General features: G+C 56.2%; 14 protein-coding genes and 4 tRNA genes. 3 read left to right on the top strand and 15 right to left on the bottom strand.

The annotated features are described in order from the left end of the window. Positions 1 to 24: 24 nt before the first annotated feature. On the top strand, positions 25 to 1,314 hold the full coding sequence (locus CLM71_RS03940) for an HlyC/CorC family transporter (RefSeq protein ID WP_145961159.1): 1,290 nt from the start codon (positions 25 to 27) through the stop codon (positions 1,312 to 1,314). Positions 1,315 to 1,386: 72 nt separating this feature from the next. Here CLM71_RS03940 and luxS read toward each other — a convergent pair whose 3' ends face one another. The 13 genes from luxS to pncC all read right to left on the bottom strand — a co-directional run bounded on the left by luxS (position 1,387) and on the right by pncC (position 11,178). Next, positions 1,387 to 1,902, bottom strand: coding sequence for an S-ribosylhomocysteine lyase (gene luxS, locus CLM71_RS03935; protein WP_105229847.1), 516 nt, complete (start codon positions 1,900 to 1,902; stop codon positions 1,387 to 1,389). A gap of 167 nt (positions 1,903 to 2,069) precedes the next feature. After that, a complete protein-coding gene (gene gshA, locus CLM71_RS03930; RefSeq protein WP_187043601.1) occupies positions 2,070 to 3,671 on the bottom strand; it encodes a glutamate--cysteine ligase in 1,602 nt (533 codons plus the stop codon). 111 nt (positions 3,672 to 3,782) lie between these two features. Continuing rightward, complete coding sequence (locus CLM71_RS03925) at positions 3,783 to 4,211, bottom strand: YqaA family protein (RefSeq protein WP_105229845.1); 429 nt, start codon at positions 4,209 to 4,211, stop codon at positions 3,783 to 3,785. Further along, a complete protein-coding gene (gene yqaB / locus CLM71_RS03920) occupies positions 4,208 to 4,774 on the bottom strand; it encodes a fructose-1-phosphate/6-phosphogluconate phosphatase (protein WP_105229844.1) in 567 nt (188 codons plus the stop codon). The genes CLM71_RS03925 and yqaB overlap by 4 nt, the downstream gene beginning before the upstream one ends. A gap of 162 nt (positions 4,775 to 4,936) precedes the next feature. Next, positions 4,937 to 5,013 (bottom strand) — tRNA-Arg (locus tag CLM71_RS03915). Between the two features lie 50 nt (positions 5,014 to 5,063). Further along, positions 5,064 to 5,140 (bottom strand) — tRNA-Arg (locus tag CLM71_RS03910). Between the two features lie 107 nt (positions 5,141 to 5,247). Then, positions 5,248 to 5,324: transfer RNA gene (locus CLM71_RS03905), tRNA-Arg, on the bottom strand. 3 nt (positions 5,325 to 5,327) lie between these two features. Next, positions 5,328 to 5,420, bottom strand: a tRNA-Ser gene (locus CLM71_RS03900). A gap of 312 nt (positions 5,421 to 5,732) precedes the next feature. Continuing rightward, positions 5,733 to 5,918 carry a carbon storage regulator CsrA gene (gene csrA, locus CLM71_RS03895; RefSeq protein ID WP_004091602.1) on the bottom strand — a complete coding sequence of 62 codons (186 nt, stop codon included), beginning with the start codon at positions 5,916 to 5,918 and terminating at the stop codon, positions 5,733 to 5,735. A gap of 252 nt (positions 5,919 to 6,170) precedes the next feature. After that, positions 6,171 to 8,798 carry an alanine--tRNA ligase gene (alaS, locus tag CLM71_RS03890; protein ID WP_105229843.1) on the bottom strand — a complete coding sequence of 876 codons (2,628 nt, stop codon included), beginning with the start codon at positions 8,796 to 8,798 and terminating at the stop codon, positions 6,171 to 6,173. Positions 8,799 to 8,932: 134 nt separating this feature from the next. Continuing rightward, the gene (gene recX, locus CLM71_RS03885; protein WP_105229842.1) at positions 8,933 to 9,463 is read right to left on the bottom strand and encodes a recombination regulator RecX; all 531 of its coding nucleotides are present in this window, start codon (positions 9,461 to 9,463) and stop codon (positions 8,933 to 8,935) included. 61 nt (positions 9,464 to 9,524) lie between these two features. Further along, on the bottom strand, positions 9,525 to 10,577 hold the full coding sequence (gene recA, locus CLM71_RS03880; RefSeq protein ID WP_105229841.1) for a recombinase RecA: 1,053 nt from the start codon (positions 10,575 to 10,577) through the stop codon (positions 9,525 to 9,527). A gap of 112 nt (positions 10,578 to 10,689) precedes the next feature. Further along, on the bottom strand, positions 10,690 to 11,178 hold the full coding sequence (gene pncC, locus CLM71_RS03875; protein ID WP_105229840.1) for a nicotinamide-nucleotide amidase: 489 nt from the start codon (positions 11,176 to 11,178) through the stop codon (positions 10,690 to 10,692). Between the two features lie 237 nt (positions 11,179 to 11,415). Between pncC and CLM71_RS03870 the strand changes: the two genes are divergently transcribed. Continuing rightward, positions 11,416 to 12,819 carry an MFS transporter gene (locus tag CLM71_RS03870; protein ID WP_105229839.1) on the top strand — a complete coding sequence of 468 codons (1,404 nt, stop codon included), beginning with the start codon at positions 11,416 to 11,418 and terminating at the stop codon, positions 12,817 to 12,819. Between the two features lie 38 nt (positions 12,820 to 12,857). On the opposite strand, the gene mltB is transcribed toward CLM71_RS03870, so the two are convergent. Then, positions 12,858 to 13,949: a lytic murein transglycosylase B gene (gene mltB, locus CLM71_RS03865; protein WP_105229838.1), complete on the bottom strand. Its 1,092-nt coding sequence runs from the start codon at positions 13,947 to 13,949 to the stop codon at positions 12,858 to 12,860. Positions 13,950 to 14,272: 323 nt separating this feature from the next. Here mltB and mutS point away from each other — a divergent pair, with 323 nt between their 5' ends. After that, the gene (gene mutS / locus CLM71_RS03860) at positions 14,273 to 16,825 is read left to right on the top strand and encodes a DNA mismatch repair protein MutS (protein WP_105229837.1); all 2,553 of its coding nucleotides are present in this window, start codon (positions 14,273 to 14,275) and stop codon (positions 16,823 to 16,825) included. 73 nt (positions 16,826 to 16,898) lie between these two features. On the opposite strand, the gene rpoS is transcribed toward mutS, so the two are convergent. Continuing rightward, positions 16,899 to 17,897, bottom strand: a complete 999-nt coding sequence (rpoS, locus tag CLM71_RS03855; protein ID WP_105229836.1) for an RNA polymerase sigma factor RpoS — start codon at positions 17,895 to 17,897, stop codon at positions 16,899 to 16,901. Between the last annotated feature and the right edge of the window lie 40 nt (positions 17,898 to 17,937).

The raw sequence follows: 17,937 nt of genomic DNA, 5'->3' as shown, positions 1-17,937 counted from the left end.
TCTCCATATATAAGGAATCTCGCGTTGGAGCACGTTTCGACAGCCACCCTAATCATCATTCTGGTGATCATGATTGTGGTTTCCGCTTATTTTTCAGCTTCCGAAACCGGCATGATGACGCTCAACCGCTATCGTCTTCGTCACCTTTCCAAACAGGGCAACCGATCTGCCCGCCGGGTAGAGAAGCTGCTGCAAAAGCCTGACCGCCTGATCGGACTGGTGCTGATCGGCAACAACCTGGTGAACATTCTGGCCTCGGCGTTGGCGACCATCGTCGGGATGCGTCTGTACGGCGATCTGGGCGTGGCCATTTCCACCGGCGTACTCACCTTCGCCGTCCTGCTGTTCGCCGAGGTGCTGCCGAAAACCTTTGCCGCCCTGTACCCAGAGCGCATCGCGTTCCCCAGCAGCATGCTGCTGGCGCCGCTGCAAAAAGTGATGTTCCCGCTGGTCTGGGTGCTTAACGGCATTACCAGCATGGTGCTGCGGCTGTTCGGCATCCGCATGAACCAGCAAATCAGCGACGCGGTCAGTAAAGAAGAGCTGCGTACCATTGTGAACGAATCCCACTCGCAGATTTCACGCCGCTACCAGGATATGCTGATTTCGGTGCTCGATCTGGAGAAGGTCACGGTGGAAGACATCATGGTGCCGCGCAATGAGATCATGGGCATTGACGTCAATGACGACTGGAAGTCCATCATGCGCCAGCTGACGCACTCGCCGCACGGCCGCATCGTGCTGTACCGCGATTCGCTGGACGACGCCATCGGCATGCTGCGCGTGCGTGAAGCCTACCGCCTGATGACGGAAAAGAACGAGTTTAATAAAGAAAATCTGCTGCGCGCCGCCGACGAAATCTACTACGTACCGGAAGGCACGCCGCTGAACGTACAGCTGGTCAAATTCCAGCGGAATAAAGAGAAAGTGGGCATCGTCGTTGATGAATACGGTGATATTCAGGGGCTGGTCACGGTGGAGGATATCCTGGAAGAGATCGTCGGCGACTTTACCACCTCCATGTCCCCGACGCTGGCAGAGGAAGTCACGCCGCAAAGCGACGGTTCCGTACTGATCGACGGCACCGCCAACGTGCGGGAGCTGAACAAGGCCTTCAACTGGAACCTGCCGGCCATTGAAGCGCGCACCATCAACGGACTGCTGCTTGAAGAGCTGGAAGAGATTCCGGAAAGCGGCACCCGCATCCGCATTGGCCACTATGATTTTGACATTCTGGACGTGCAGGACAACATGATTAAACAGGTGCGCGTCACGCCGATCAAGCCGCTGGAGGAGAGCGTGCAAAATAGCTAGCGCCCTCTGTCTGCCATCCATAAAAAAGACGCGATAATCGCGTCTTTTTTATTACCTGCGGCCAGCGTCCTATCAGATGTGCAGTTCCTGCAATTTATCTGCCGGCAGCGCCAGTTCGTCATTGCGGTTCACTACCACGTCGCGATCCAGAATATGCTTGGCGATATCCTGCGCTTCCTGCAGCGAGTGCATCTCGTAAGTCCCGCACTGGAATTCATTCAGCTCAGGAATTTTACGCTGGTCGGTCACCTTCAGCACGTCCGCCATCGCCGCTTTCCAGGCGTCGGCAACGCGTTGCTCGTCCGGCACGCCGATCAGGCTCATATAAAAGCCGGTGCGACAGCCCATCGGCGAGATATCAATGATCTCTACGCCCTGGCCATTCAGGTGATTACGCATAAAGCCCGCGAACAGGTGCTCCAGCGTATGGATACCGCGCTCAGGCATCACTTCTTTGTTTGGGATGCAAAAACGCAGGTCAAACACGGTGATGGTATCGCCATGAGGAGTTTTCATGGTTTTCGCAACGCGGACAGCCGGGGCTGCCATGCGAGTGTGGTCTACGGTAAAGCTATCCAGCAGTGGCATGTTGTCACCTCCTCGTAAAAGAAAAATTATTTAGGATTTTTTTTAGCGATCCAAGGAAACCTTTTCCCACCCTGCGGGTCTCAGTATATGAAAGACGCGCATTTGTTATCATCATCCCTGTCATCAGAGATGCATATTTGGCCACATTGATGTGGCCTTTTTCTTTTTCAGCCCCCGCCGTTTGCCTTCAGGAACTGTTCAAAGCTTAGCGTATCCGCCGCTTCTACGTCGCGCTGTCGCTGCCATGACTCACGTGATTCTTGTGTAAACAGCTCGTCGCTAAGAATTTCCAGCGGTTCAGACTGCAGCATCTGGCGATAATGTTCCGCCAGTTCAAGACCCACCTTACCGGTTCCGTCTTCCAGCATCGCCTTTAAAATACGGGCGGAGAACGTCTGCTCCGGATCGTCAAAAGCGGCAACCAGTTGATCGCACACCTGCTGGTACGCCCGGTCGCCGGCTTCGCTGTCCAGCACTTCCGCCACGCGCCGCAGATCGGCAAACAATGCTTTCCCCACCTGCACCAGCGGCTTACGCGTATCGTTACAACCGATGCCGATGGTTTGCCCCGGTTTACGGCCTTCCAGAATCACCCGGTTCCAGTTTTTACGCGTACACAGCAGTTCATCGCTGCTCATTTCCGGCGCATCCGCCAGGGTGCACCAGATCAGGAACAGGTCAAGGAAACGTGCCTGTACCGCATCAACGCCAATCGGCGAGAATGGGTTAATATCCAGCGAACGCACTTCAATATATTCAATACCGCCGCGCAGCAAGGCATCGGACGGCGTTTCGCCGCTGCGGGTCACGCGCTTGGGACGAATCGGCGCATACAGCTCATTTTCAATCTGCAGCACATTGGTGTTCAGCTGCAGATAATGGTCGCCTTGTTTCACGCCTAACTGAGCAAACTCTTCCGACGGCGTCGCAATCGCCTTTTTCAACCCCTGGACATAGCTGTGCAGGTCATTGAAGGTAATACCCAGATTGCTTTGCGACTTGTTGGTATAACCCAGGTCGCTCAGACGCAGCGAGGTTGCATACGGCAGATACAGCATGCCGCGTCCGTTGCTTTCAAACGGCAGCGAGGTTTCCCGCCCTTTCAGGAACGAGGAGCAAATAGCCGGCGATGCACCAAACAGATAAGGGATCACCCAGCCGAACCGGTAATAGTTGCGGATCAGACGGAAATAACCGGCGGAGATTTGCTCTTTGCCACTTTCCGCATCCTCAACCCCCGCCCAGGCCTGCCAGAACTCCATCGGCAGCGAGAAGTTATAGTGAACGCCGGAGATGGTCTGCATCAAGGCGCCATAGCGATTCTTCAGCCCTTCGCGGTACAGCGTTTTCATCCGGCCGATATTTGATGAACCGAACTGCGCCAGTTCAATATCCTGCTCAGCGCCGATAAAACACGGCATACTCAGCGGCCACATACGCTCTTCGCCAATATTGCGCGCCACATAGCGGTGGATGTCGCGTAAAAACGTCAGCAGGTGATCGATATTGTCATCAACCGGCGTAATAAACTCTAACAGCGCTTCGGCAAAGTCCGTGGTAATCCAATGGTGCGTTAATGCCGCCCCCAGATGTTCCGGATGTCCGGTTGTCGCCAGCTTGCCATCCGCCGTCACGCGTAGCGTTTCACGCTCAATACCGCGGCGGATGCCTTTTAATGCCTGAGGGTGGGCTTCCAACCAAGAAAGCGCCTGTGATACGTCCGGGATCAAATTGACCTCCCGCTCCAAAAAACGATTACTCGTAAGCATACTAAAACCACGCCCGAAGAATATTGTATTCATTCCCGCTAATTTCAGTTGCGGCAACGCATGCGCAGTCCGCCATCAATCTGAAACCTTCCGGGGTTATGTTTAACTTCGTTAGTGCCACCAGGAAATCCCCTGTAGCGTTATCATAGTCAAAATGACGTAACGCAGCGCCTTTCCGATCGCCAGAAACAGCACAACAGATCCCCATGGCATGCGCAGCCAGCCTGCCAACACGCACAACAAATCGCCCACTACCGGCAACCAACTGAGCAACAGCGCAGCCGGGCCAAAGCGTTGTAACCAGCGCAGTGCCGTTTCCAGCCCGCGTTGCGGCTTCAACGCCGGTAACAGGCGCCCGATAATCACATTCGTCAGTCCGCCAAGCGTATTGCCCAAAGCAGCCGCCAGCACCAGCCATTCCGGTGCAACACGGCTTTTAGTCAGCAAGGCGACCAAAAGAATTTCTGAATTTCCCGGCAGCAGCGTCGCACTGAGAAAACTGCTGCCGAATAATGAAAATAGCGTTAGCGTACTACTCACAACGTACGGACGTCTACCACCGCCATATTGGCGCTGCGTGCCGCCTGAATGCCGAAGTCGGCGTCTTCAAACACTACGCACTGTTCCGGCGCTACGCCGATCAACTCCGCACAGCGCAGGAAGGTGTCCGGCTCCGGCTTGTGACGCTGGACGTCATCGGCACCGACAATCGCGTCAAAGCACTGATACAGCCCCAGATGACGCAGCAGCCTCTCCGCCATATGGTGTTCACTGCCGGTGCCCACCGCCATTGGGCGGCGCCCGTGATAAGACTTCACCACCTCAACCAACGGCAACGGACGCACGCTATCGAGCAACATCGCTTCTACCGCACGAGTTTTCTCCGCGGCGAGCTGATGAGGATCGAGATCGGCCTGCTGAGCGGCAAGAATCGCCTCGGCGATGCGCCAGGACGGCGAACCGTTCAGCGCCACCACGGCAGACTCGTCAAATGTTATGCCATAGCGCCCCAGCACGTCACGCCACGCTTGCCGGTGTGTAGGTTCGGTATCCAGAATCGTGCCGTCCATGTCAAAGATCAGACCTTGGTAGCGATCGTACATCGTTACTCCATGATCATTGAGGAAAGAAAACTACTTTATCGCAAAGCAGGGAAATTGTCGCCGATCGCGTGATGTCGGAAAATGCCGCGTTGTGGGTAAGGGTTTCAGAACGGGAGCGGTTTGCAGAAAGCGAAAAACCCGCCGAAGCGGGTTTCTCTTAGATGGTGCATCCGGGAGGATTCGAACCTCCGACCGCTCGGTTCGTAGCCGAGTACTCTATCCAGCTGAGCTACGGATGCATTGTCTATTTTTGCTTGCCTGACAAGACAATCAGGAAAGACTTGAAGAATGGTGCATCCGGGAGGATTCGAACCTCCGACCGCTCGGTTCGTAGCCGAGTACTCTATCCAGCTGAGCTACGGATGCACAGTAATTCTTTTTGATACCGTATGGTATTTTGTTACTCACCCTACCATACTGCTCTATGGCGTGACACAGGTCTGAATTACGACGTTCAAACACATGTCTAAATATGGTGCATCCGGGAGGATTCGAACCTCCGACCGCTCGGTTCGTAGCCGAGTACTCTATCCAGCTGAGCTACGGATGCAAATGGCGGTGAGGCGGGGATTCGAACCCCGGATGCAGCTTTTGACCGCATACTCCCTTAGCAGGGGAGCGCCTTCAGCCTCTCGGCCACCTCACCAACACGCTTCTTTCGAATTGTGCCTAACTCGCTTTAGAGAAGCTCATCGGCACTGCGTGGCGCACATATTACTTTCCCCGACTTATAAGTCAAACAATTTTTCCCAACTTATTTTTGTTTGCACACTTCGCAGGCAATGTGGGCAATTACACGGCAAAAAGGGTGTTTTATCAACAGACAAACGGCGATATCCGTGCAACAACCTGAATAGCGCTCAGAGAAAAAATTATCAGCGAGGGGAAGAAAAACGGCGTCGGAAAGGAGAAAAAAGGCAGAAGCGTCCCGTTAGGCAACGAGACGCTACGATTGAAATCAGTAAGTCGTCTGCTGAGACTTCTCTGCCTGGATACGTTGATAGATTTCTTCCCGGTGTACGGACACTTCTTTCGGAGCATTCACACCAATACGAACCTGGTTGCCTTTTACCCCTAGTACTGTGACCGTAACCTCATCGCCAATCATGAGGGTTTCACCAACTCGACGAGTCAGAATTAACATTCTTTGCTCCTTGAAAGATTAAAAGAGTCGGGTCTCTCAGTTTCCCCGCCATTATCCATCATATGTGGTGAAAAAGTAAGCCATAGAACCCACAGTAAATGTAAGTAGACTTGGTATCACCCCAGTTAATGATAAGTTTAGCCGACCTGAAAAACTTTGTTCCCGTTATTATAACCACATTGTTTTAGCACGCTGAAAAAACGCCATAATCAACAATGAGTTATGGCGTTCAGCGAGGCTATTTATTTATATTCACAGTTTCGAAGCCACCCAGGCTTCTACGCTGCCTAATGCCGCAGGCAAGGCGTTGACGTCGCTTCCCCCCGCTTGCGCCATATCCGGACGACCACCGCCCTTGCCACCTACCTGCTGGGCGACGCTGCCGATCAGCTCGCCGGCTTTTACCCGGTCGGTCAGATCTTTGGTCACGCCAGCAATCAGGCTGACTTTACCGTCAGCAACCGTAGCCAGAACGATGATTGCAGAACCCAGTTGATTTTTCAGATCGTCAACCATGGTTCGCAGCATTTTCGGTTCGACGTTATCCAACTGGCTAACCAGCAGTTTCACACCGTTGACCAATTGCGCTTTGCTGGACAGTGAAGCGCTTTCCGACGCCGCCTGCTGGTCTTTAAGCTGTTGCAGCTCTTTTTCCAGCACGCGAGAGCGATCGAGCACCGCACGCACTTTGTCCGTCAGGTTGTTGCTATCACCTTTCACCAGGTGGGCAACCTCCTGCAGTAAATCACTCTGCTGATGCAGTGAAGCAATTGCACCTTCGCCGGTTACCGCTTCAATACGACGAATCCCCGCAGCCGTACCAGACTCGCTCTGAATACGGAACAGGCCGATATCGCCGGTGCGGGCCGCATGCGTACCGCCGCAAAGCTCGGTAGAGAAGTCGCCCATGGTCAGTACGCGCACATGGTCGTCGTACTTCTCACCAAACAGCGCCATGGCGCCCTTCTCTTTTGCATCATCCAGCGCCATCACCTCGGTCTGCACCGGCAGATTACGACGAATCTGCTGGTTGACCAAATCTTCCACCGCACGCAGCTGTTCAGGTTTTATCGCTTCAAAATGAGAGAAGTCGAAACGCAGATACTTATCGTTAACCAGTGAGCCTTTCTGCGCTACGTGTTCGCCCAGCACCTGGCGTAACGCCGCGTGCAGCAGGTGAGTGGCAGAGTGGTTCAGGCGAATGCGGTTACGACGCGCCTGGTCAATCTCGGCGGCAACGCTGTCGCCGACCTTCAGCGAACCTTGTACCAATTTGCCCTGATGGCCGAGCGCCTGACCATATTTTTGCGTATCGCCGACGACAAATTCCGCCGCCGAAGCTTTCAACACGCCTTTATCGCCAACCTGGCCGCCAGACTCACCATAAAACGGCGTACTGTCCAGCACCACCACGGCTTCTTCACCGGCAGCGATAGCATCAACGGGCTGGCCATCACGGAACAGCGCGGTAACCTTGGCCTGCTGCTTATCATGGTCATAGCCGCAGAACTCGCTGGCGCCATCAACGCGAATCATGCTGTTGTAATCCGCACCAAAACCGCTGGATTCACGAGCACGGCGGCGCTGCGCTTCCATCGCCTCGTCAAAACCGGCCTCATCAACTTTCAGACCGCGCTCGCGGCAAACGTCAGCGGTCAGGTCAACCGGGAAGCCGTAGGTGTCATACAGACGGAAAGCCGTTTCGCCATCCAACGTATCGCCCTGCAACTTGGACAGCTCATCGTCCAGCAGCGCCAGACCACGCTCCAGCGTACGGGCAAACTGCTCTTCTTCTGTTTTCAGCACCTGCTCGACCATCGCCTGCTGGCTCTTCAGCTCTTCGGCTGCCGGCCCCATCACCTCGATTAACGGTGCAACCAGTTTATAGAAGAAAGTCTCTTTCGCCCCCAGCATATTGCCGTGACGTACCGCGCGACGAATGATGCGGCGCAGTACATAGCCACGGTTTTCGTTAGACGGGATAACGCCATCGGAAACCAGGAAAGCGCAAGAACGAATATGGTCGGCGATAACGCGCAGAGATTTGTTATCCAGATCGGTCGCGCCGGTCACTTTGGCGACCGCAGCGATCAAGGTGCGGAACAGGTCGATTTCGTAGTTGGAATTAACGTGTTGCAGTACCGCGGTAATGCGCTCCAGCCCCATGCCGGTATCCACCGACGGTTTAGGCAACGGCAACATTGTGCCGTCAACCTGCCGGTTGAACTGCATGAAGACGATATTCCAGATCTCGATATAACGGTCACCATCCTCTTCCGGACTCCCCGGAGGGCCACCCCAGATATGATCGCCGTGATCGTAGAAAATTTCGGTACACGGACCGCACGGGCCGGTGTCGCCCATCTGCCAGAAGTTATCGGAAGCAAATGGCGCCCCCTTGTTGTCGCCGATGCGAATGATGCGTTCGGCAGGAATACCGATTTCGTTCTGCCAGATATCAAACGCTTCATCATCGGTTTCGTAGACGGTCACCCACAGCTTTTCTTTCGGCAGGTTAAACCAGTTTTCACCGGTCAGCAGCTCCCAGGCATAGGCGATAGCATCACGTTTGAAGTAATCACCGAAGCTGAAATTGCCCAGCATTTCGAAGAAGGTGTGGTGACGAGCGGTGTAACCGACGTTTTCCAGGTCATTATGCTTACCACCCGCGCGAACGCAGCGCTGAGAGGTGGTCGCGCGGGTATAGGCGCGTTTGTCCAGCCCCAGGAAAACATCTTTGAATTGGTTCATACCGGCGTTGGTAAACAGCAACGTCGGATCATTGTTAGGCACCAGGGAGCTGCTTGCTACGACCTGATGACCTTTACTATGAAAGAAATCGAGAAACGCTTGACGGATCTCAGCGGTGCTCTTGCTCATATTTTTCCCGGAAAGACTAGAATAACGATACGTGAACAGGGCGCGCGTCATCCTTACGATGGCAGCCTGCTCACGAACAAAGTGGGGATAAGATAAATTTTCTTCAGAGGGAAGTAAAACCCCGTGTGCGATGATTACGCAAAATCACGGTAAATCGACTGAATTTCTTCCTGAAAAAAGCCGCGATAAAGCAGATAACGCTGCACTTTGGCTTTGTCTTTCCACTCTTTCGGCAACGGGTCGCCAAACTTACGCTGCGCAACCTCTTTGGCCTGTTCACACCAGTCGATGTCACATTCGGCCAACGCCGTCTGCACCACCTCTTTATCTACACCCTTTTGCATCAGCTCGGAACGAATACGCTGGGCACCGTAGCCTTTACGGCTGCGGCTGCCGATATAACGCGTCGCAAAACGCCGATCGTCCAACCAATTATGCTGATAGCAATAATCAATGACTTGTTCGACAACGGCTGGGTCAATGGGTTCATCGCAAGATGGGGAAGAGGCTTTGTCGGAGAATTTAGCACGGGAGAAAAACGGCTGCGCCGTCAGCTTGCGGCGCAGTTCATCTTCACTATGATCGCGTTGTGACAGTAAGCGCATCGCGCGGCTTAGCAGGTCATTCTGCGTGTTTCCAGGCTTTTGGGAAACCCGTTCGTTCATAGGATTACAACCTTGGCGTGCGGCGATACGTCAGAATCAGAACGTATCGCCTCTGTCGCGATTAAAACTCTTCGCTGGTTTCGGCTTCGCCATCAAAGCCTTCATCAGCTTCAACGGTGCTGCTGTGTAGCAGCAGATCGCGCAATTTCTTGTCCAACTCGGCAGTGATCGCCGGGTTTTCCTTCAGGAAGTTACAGGCATTCGCCTTACCCTGGCCGATTTTATCACCGTTGTAGCTGTACCAGGCGCCAGCTTTTTCAATCATCTTGTGCTTCACGCCCAGGTCAATCAATTCACCACGGCTGTTGATGCCTTCGCCGTACATGATCTGGAACTCGGCCTGTTTGAACGGCGCGGCAACCTTGTTCTTCACCACTTTGACGCGGGTTTCGCTGCCAACCACTTCATCGCCCTCTTTAATCGCGCCGATACGGCGGATATCCAGACGAACAGAGGCATAGAACTTCAGCGCGTTACCGCCAGTGGTGGTTTCCGGGTTGCCGAACATCACACCAATTTTCATACGGATCTGGTTGATGAAGATCAGCAGCGTGTTGGCGTTTTTCAGGTTACCGGCCAGCTTACGCATCGCCTGGCTCATCATACGCGCCGCCAGGCCCATGTGCGAATCACCGATTTCACCTTCGATTTCCGCTTTTGGCGTCAGCGCCGCAACGGAGTCGACGATGATCACGTCAACCGCGCCGGAGCGGGTCAGCGCGTCACAGATTTCCAGCGCCTGCTCGCCGGTGTCTGGCTGAGAACACAGCAGATTATCAATATCTACGCCCAGCTTTTTCGCATACACCGGATCCAGCGCGTGTTCGGCATCGATAAAGGCGCAGGTTTTGCCTTCACGTTGCGCGGCGGCGATAACCTGCAGCGTCAGGGTGGTTTTACCGGAAGATTCCGGCCCGTAGATTTCTACGATACGGCCCATCGGCAGGCCGCCAGCGCCCAGTGCGATATCAAGTGACAGTGAGCCGGTAGAGATCGTTTCCACGTCCATGGAACGGTCTTCACCCAGACGCATGATGGAGCCTTTGCCGAATTGTTTTTCAATCTGGCCCAGTGCCGCAGCTAACGCCTTTTGCTTGTTCTCATCAATAGCCATTTTTGCTCCTTCGTTACGCAATGTCGGTTTTACCCCACACTGCCACTGAATGTATGTTGTGCAGGAAATGTCACTAATTATACTGTACAGTCATACAGTATCAAGCCTAATTTTACAAAAATTCATCGAGCACGGTTTGCAGCGCGAAAACCGTCGCCTGCAGCCGGACGGCGTCACGATCGCCGCTGAAATGCCTTTCGCACGCCAACACCCGCCCCGAACGCTCGGCAAAGCCAAACCATACGGTGCCGACCGGTTTCGCCACGCTGCCGCCATCCGGCCCGGCGATGCCGCTGACCGACAGCGCGATATCGGCGTCCGCCGCATGCAGCGCGCCCTGCGCCATCTCTCGCACTACCGCTTCGCTGACCGCGCCATGCACCTGCAGCGTCCCCTCGGATACGCCCAGCAGTTGGTGCTTCGCCCGGTTGCTGTAGGTCACGAAACCGCGGTCGAAATAGGCGGAGCTGCCGGCGATATCGGTAATCGCCTTGGCAATGCCGCCGCCGGTGCAAGACTCCGCCGCCGTGATCCAGCGTCCGCCTGCCTTTAATTTTTCGCCGACGGCCACGCTAAGTTTATGCAGGCTCTCTTCGCTCATAACGCCTCCTCAATGAATCATCGCTATATGCGTCCGATAGTAGCATTTATCAAGCGCCGGCGAGGGCGGGCTCAATGAATTGCGCAGCGACGCGCAAAACCGGCAAGGTTTGAAGCCGCAGAGCAAACTGCTAGTATCAGAGAATGCGCCCAGGTAACGGGCGGAACGCAATAGCGCACACAACAAGGATGCTGGTGGCCGGGCAATAATCAGCGCCGATGACGATAGGATGAGCGAATGAAAAAAACGTTTGGCGTATTCTTTCCGTTATATACCACAACGCTGCTGATGCTGCTTGGCTCCGGGCTGCTGACCACTTATATCTCTTTGCGCCTGACCTCGATTCACGTCACCGGCGGCCTGATCGGTGCCATTACCGCCGCCAACTATATCGGGCTGGTGATCGGCGGCAAGGTCGGTCATTTTTTGATTGCGCGCGTCGGGCATATCCGCGCCTACGTCTCCTGTGCGGGCATTATTACCGCCGCGGTGCTGGGGCACGGTTTGACCGAATTCATCCCGATTTGGGTGGTGCTGCGGATGATTATCGGCCTGTGCATGATGTGCCAGTTTATGGTGCTGGAAAGCTGGCTTAACGATCAGGCCGAATCCAATCAGCGCGGCGTGGTTTTCGGCTTCTATATGGCCGCCACCTATCTGGGCCTGTCTCTGGGCCAGGTGGTGCTGATGCTGCAAACCGATCTGGGCATCACCACCCTGCTGATTATCGCCCTGTGCTTCGCGCTCTGCCTGGTGCCCATCGCCCTTACCACCCGCACCAATGTCCGCCATATGTCGCCGGCGCCGCTGGAGCTGCTCTACTTTATTCGCAACATCCCCAGCGTGCTGACCAATACGTTGGTTATCGGCATGGTGGTAGGCTCGTTTTACGGCCTGGCCCCGGTGTATACCAGCCAGCAGGACCTCAGCACCCAGCATACCGGCCTGTTTATGGCGCTGGCGATTTTCGCCGGCCTGGTGGCGCAGTTCCCCTTGAGCTGGCTGTCCGATCGTTACAACCGTACGCTGTTGATGCGCCTTAACGCTATTCTGCTGGTGTTAGCGGCGCTGCCGCTGGCGATTTTGCCGCACATCACTTTCCCGCTGCTGCTGGCTATCGGTTTTGTCGTCAGCATGCTGCAGTTTACGCTGTATCCGCTGGCGGTGGCGCTGGCCAACGACCTGGTCGAGCCGGAGCGCCGTGTGTCACTGGCGGCCTGTCTGCTGATGGCCTTCGGCGTGGGCGCCAGCATCGGGCCGCTGACGGTCGGCATGCTGATCCAGCCGCTGGGCGGCAATATTCTGTATGTATTTTTCGCCCTGTGCGGCGTGCTGATTGTCGGCTTTAGCCGCACGGTGAAAGAGGATGAATCGCAGTTTGTCGACGATGCGCCGCTGCCGCACATTCCGATGCCGGACAGCCTGGTCAGTTCGCCGCTGTCGCCGGCGTTGAACCCGACCTTCGATGAACAAACGATTCATGACACCATGCCGCCACCGGAAGCCGCACCGGATCCGGTCGAACCGGAACCCGCCGCAGAGAATACGGAAGCGACGGATGAGGAAACGGCAGAAGCGCCCGCCCAAGGAGCGGACCCAGATGAGGACACCGGGCTGAAAAAAGCCTACACCATGCTGTAGAACAAAGAAAAAGGGCCGTCACCGGCCCTTTTTGCTGTTCAGAATACGCTGCCGCCGCGCCGCTCGCGCCCGACCGCCTCACCCAACTGCCATACCGCCATCGCATAGTGCGTGCTGTGGTTATAGCGGGTGATGGTGTAAAAGTTAGGCAAACCGAACCAATACTGATAGTCGCTGCCCATATCCAGACGCAGCAGGCTCACCTCCTGGTCATGGCCCAGCCCGCCCTGCGGCGTCAGCCCCGCGGCCTGCAGGGCGCCGACCGTATAGCGGGTCTTGAAGCCGTGCTCCATATATGGCGCCTGGCCGCTGGCCGGCACCGCTACCGGCGCATCGCGCTGCCAGCCGTGCGCGCGGAAATAGTTCGCCACGCTGCCGATCGCGTCCTCAGGGTCCCACAGGTTAATGTGTCCGTCGCCGTTAAAGTCGACCGCATAATCCTTAAAGGAGGACGGCATAAACTGGCCGTATCCCATTGCGCCGGCATAAGAACCGCGCAGCTCCAGCGGGTCGCGCTGCTCTTTACGCGCCATCAGCAGGAAAGTTTCCAGCTCGCCGGTAAAATACGTCGCACGGCGGGGATAATCAAAGGACAGCGTCGCCAGCGCATCGATAATGCGCGTTTTCCCCATCACCCGCCCCCAACGTGTTTCCACCCCGATGATGCCGACGATGATTTCCGGCGGTACGCCATATACCCGGTGAGCGCGCTCCAGCGCGTCGGCATACTGATTCCAGAAGGCCACGCCGTTGGGAATATTGTCCGACGTAATAAACTTATTACGATACCGCAGCCAGGCCCCATTCGGCCCGGAAGGCGGCTGGCCGGTCGGCCTTGGCGCCTGACGGTCCATCAGACGAATTACCCAGTCCAGGCGTTTGGTCTGCGCGAAAACATCGTGCAGCTGTTGGCGATCAAAGCCGTGCTCGCGCACCATTTTGTCGATAAAGCGCTGGGCCGCCGCGTTATAGGCATAATCGCCGGACAGCATCGGATTAACGTGATCGGCCTCCAGCAGGAAACCGCCTTGCACCGTGCGGCTCTGCGGCGGCTGGGTGGTATTTTCCGGCTTGCTGCTGCAGGCGGAAAGCAAAACAACCAGAGGAATGAGAGGGGCAAATTGACGCATCAGGTATCCATACAGCCAGGCTAAAAAAATTTTGGTTATGGTAAATCATAGACGGTGATGCACAAACAGGAATATCCGCGTTAAATAATCAGTGAAATACCGCCGTCTTTTCGCTACCGCCAACCAGTAATGCGAACAATTTAGCAGAAGTTAAGGAAAAAAACGCCGGCGCTTGCAGATGCGTTTGAAACTGAGGTATCACCTGTTAACATCTTCACTCTAACAGAGCAGCCGGCATTTGGCCTTTTTGCAGGACGCATCAACGTGGCTACGGTAAGCATCATGCTCATGACGCATAATCAGAACATAACGCAGTGAAAATTATGGAAAAAAAAGAATACGTCGAACACACGCCGATGATGCAGCAGTATCTGCGCTTAAAGGCGCAGCATCCTGAAATTCTGCTGTTTTATCGGATGGGTGACTTCTACGAGCTGTTTTATGACGATGCCAAGCGCGCCTCGCAGCTGCTGGATATCTCCCTGACCAAACGCGGCGCCTCGGCGGGCGAACCGATCCCGATGGCCGGCGTGCCGCACCATGCGGTAGAAAACTATTTAGCCAAGCTGGTGCAGCTGGGCGAATCCGTCGCCATCTGTGAGCAGGTTGGCGATCCCGCCGCCAGCAAAGGCCCGGTGGAACGTAAAGTGGTGCGCATCGTCACGCCCGGCACCGTCAGCGACGAAGCGCTGCTACAGGAGCGGCAGGACAACCTGCTGGCCGCCATCTGGCAGGACGCGCGCGGCTTCGGCTACGCAACGCTGGACATCAGCTCCGGCCGTTTCCGCGTCGCCGAGCCGGAAGATGTGGAAACCATGGCGGCCGAACTGCAGCGCACCAACCCGGCCGAGCTGCTGTACCCGGAAAGCTTCGAGCAAATGGCGCTGATCGAACAGCGCCATGGCCTGCGCCGTCGCCCGCTGTGGGAGTTTGAGCTGGACACCGCGCGTCAGCAGTTGAACCTGCAGTTCGGCACCCGCGATCTAACCGGCTTCGGCGTAGAGCAGTCGCAGCAGGCGCTGCGCGCCGCCGGCTGTCTGCTGCAGTACGTCAAAGACACCCAGCGTACCGCGCTGCCGCACATCCGCGGCATCACCATGGAGCGCCAGCAGGACGGCATCATTATGGATGCCGCCACCCGGCGTAATCTGGAGATCACCCAAAGCCTGTCCGGCGGCAGCGAAAATACGCTGGCGGCGATCCTCGATCGCACCGTCACGCCGATGGGCAGCCGGATGCTGAAGCGCTGGCTGCATATGCCGACCCGCGACGTCAAAGTGCTGAACAACCGTCAACAGGCAATTGGCGCATTACAGGATCTGACTGCCGATCTGCAGCCTCCGCTGCGTCAGGTGGGCGATTTGGAGCGTATTCTGGCGCGTCTGGCGCTGCGGACCGCGCGCCCGCGCGATCTGGCGCGCATGCGCCACGCCTTCCAGCAACTGCCGGAGATTCGCGCGCTGCTGCAGGACGTTGAGGCGTCGCACGTGCAGCAACTGCTGGCGCAGGTCGGCCAGTTCGATGAGCTGCAGGACCTGCTGGAGCGCGCCGTGGTTGAAGCGCCGCCGGTGCTGGTGCGCGACGGCGGCGTCATCGCCACCGGCTATAATGACGAGCTGGACGAGTGGCGCGCGCTGGCAGACGGCGCCAGCGACTACCTCGATCGTCTGGAAGTCCGCGAGCGTGAAAAGCTGGGCCTGGATACGCTGAAGGTCGGCTTCAACGGCGTACATGGCTACTATATTCAGGTCAGCCGCGCCCAAAGCCATCTGGTGCCGATTCATTACGTGCGCCGCCAAACGCTGAAAAACGCCGAACGTTACATCATTCCCGAACTGAAGGAGTATGAGGACAAGGTTCTCACCTCCAAAGGCAAGGCGCTGGCCATTGAAAAGGCGCTGTATGACGAACTGTTCGACCTGCTGCTGCCGCATCTGGGCGAACTGCAGCAAAGCGCCAGCGCGCTGGCTGAGCTCGACGTGCTCGGCAACCTCGCGGAGCGGGCGGAAACGCTCAACTACGCCTGCCCGACCATGAGCGATCAGCCAGGCATTCGCATTACCGAAGGCCGCCACCCGGTAGTGGAACAGGTGTTGAGCGAGCCGTTTATTGCCAACCCGGTTGCGCTGTCGCCGCAACGTCGCATGTTGATCATTACCGGCCCTAACATGGGCGGTAAAAGTACCTATATGCGGCAAACGGCACTGATCGTGCTGATGGCGCATATCGGCAGCTACGTGCCGGCCGCCAAAGCCAGCATCGGCCCGGTCGACCGTATCTTTACCCGCGTCGGCGCGGCGGACGATCTGGCCTCCGGCCGCTCCACCTTTATGGTGGAGATGACCGAAACCGCCAATATTCTGCACAATGCCACCGAGCACAGCTTGGTGTTGATGGATGAAATCGGCCGCGGCACCTCAACCTACGACGGCCTGTCGCTGGCCTGGGCCTGTGCCGAAAACCTGGCTAACCGCATCAAGGCGATGACGCTGTTCGCCACCCACTACTTCGAGCTGACTACCCTGCCGGAGAAAATGGAAGGCGTCGTCAACGTGCACCTGGATGCGCTGGAGCACGGTGACACCATCGCCTTTATGCACAGCGTACAGGACGGTGCCGCCAGCAAGAGTTACGGGCTGGCGGTAGCCGCGCTGGCCGGCGTGCCGCGCGACGTTATCAAACGCGCACGGCAGAAACTGCGCGAGCTGGAAACGCTCTCCAATCACACCGCCGCCGGTACGGTAGACGCTACCCAGATGACGCTGCTGACTGAAGAAACTTCGCCGGCGGTTGAAGCGCTGGAAACGCTGGATCCGGATTCGCTGAGCCCGCGTCAGGCGCTGGAATGGATTTATCGCCTGAAAAGCCTGGTCTAATCCGCTTTTGTAGCCATAAAAAAACGGTGAGCGCAGGCTCACCGTTTTTATTTCATTCATCAGGCAACCGACGCTACTCGCGGAACAGCGCCTCAATGCTCAGTCCCTGCGTCTGCAGGATTTCACGCAGGCGACGCAACCCTTCCACCTGAATCTGACGAACGCGCTCACGCGTCAGGCCAATCTCACGGCCAACGTCTTCCAGCGTCGCCGCTTCATAGCCCAACAGGCCGAAACGCCGTGCCAACACTTCACGCTGTTTGGCGTTCAGTTCGAACAGCCATTTGACGATACTCTGCTTCATATCATCGTCTTGCGTGGTGTCTTCCGGTCCGTTGTCCTTTTCATCAGCCAGAATATCCAGCAGCGCCTTCTCCGAGTCCCCACCCAGCGGTGTATCAACCGAAGTAATGCGCTCGTTCAGACGCAGCATGCGGCTCACATCATCCACAGGTCTGTCGAGCTGCTCGGCAATCTCTTCAGCACTCGGCTCATGATCCAGTTTATGTGAAAGCTCGCGCGCGGTGCGCAGGTAGACGTTAAGTTCTTTAACGATATGGATGGGCAAGCGAATGGTACGGGTTTGGTTCATGATCGCCCGCTCAATGGTCTGCCGGATCCACCAGGTGGCATAGGTGGAGAAGCGGAAACCGCGTTCCGGGTCGAACTTTTCAACCGCGCGGATCAGACCCAAGTTACCTTCTTCAATCAGATCCAGCAGCGCCAGGCCGCGGTTGCTGTAGCGACGGGCGATTTTCACCACCAGACGCAGGTTACTTTCGATCATACGACGGCGGGACGGCACGTCACCACGTAGCGCCCGCCGCGCAAAATAAACTTCCTCCTCTGCGGTCAGCAGAGGCGAATAGCCAATTTCTCCGAGATAGAGCTGCGTTGCGTCTAACACACGCTGGGTTACCCCTTGGGACAGCAGCTCTTCTTCAGCTAAATCATTCTCGCTGGCCTCGGTTTCTGCCAGCGCTTTTTCATCAAATGATTCCGCCTCAACTCCATTCTCGTCGAAATCTGCATCAGTCTGTAACTCGTTAACTTTCAGCGTATTGTGGCTCATAAGCTGCTCCTACCCGTGATACCGCGAGCAGAATATCAGC

It is taken from the genome of Serratia sp. MYb239 (assembly GCF_002966855.1).
Lineage (GTDB): Bacteria > Pseudomonadota > Gammaproteobacteria > Enterobacterales > Enterobacteriaceae > Serratia_B > Serratia_B rhizosphaerae.
The sequence above is the reverse complement of the archived record's forward strand: the minus strand, read 5'-3'. Positions and strand labels throughout refer to the sequence as shown.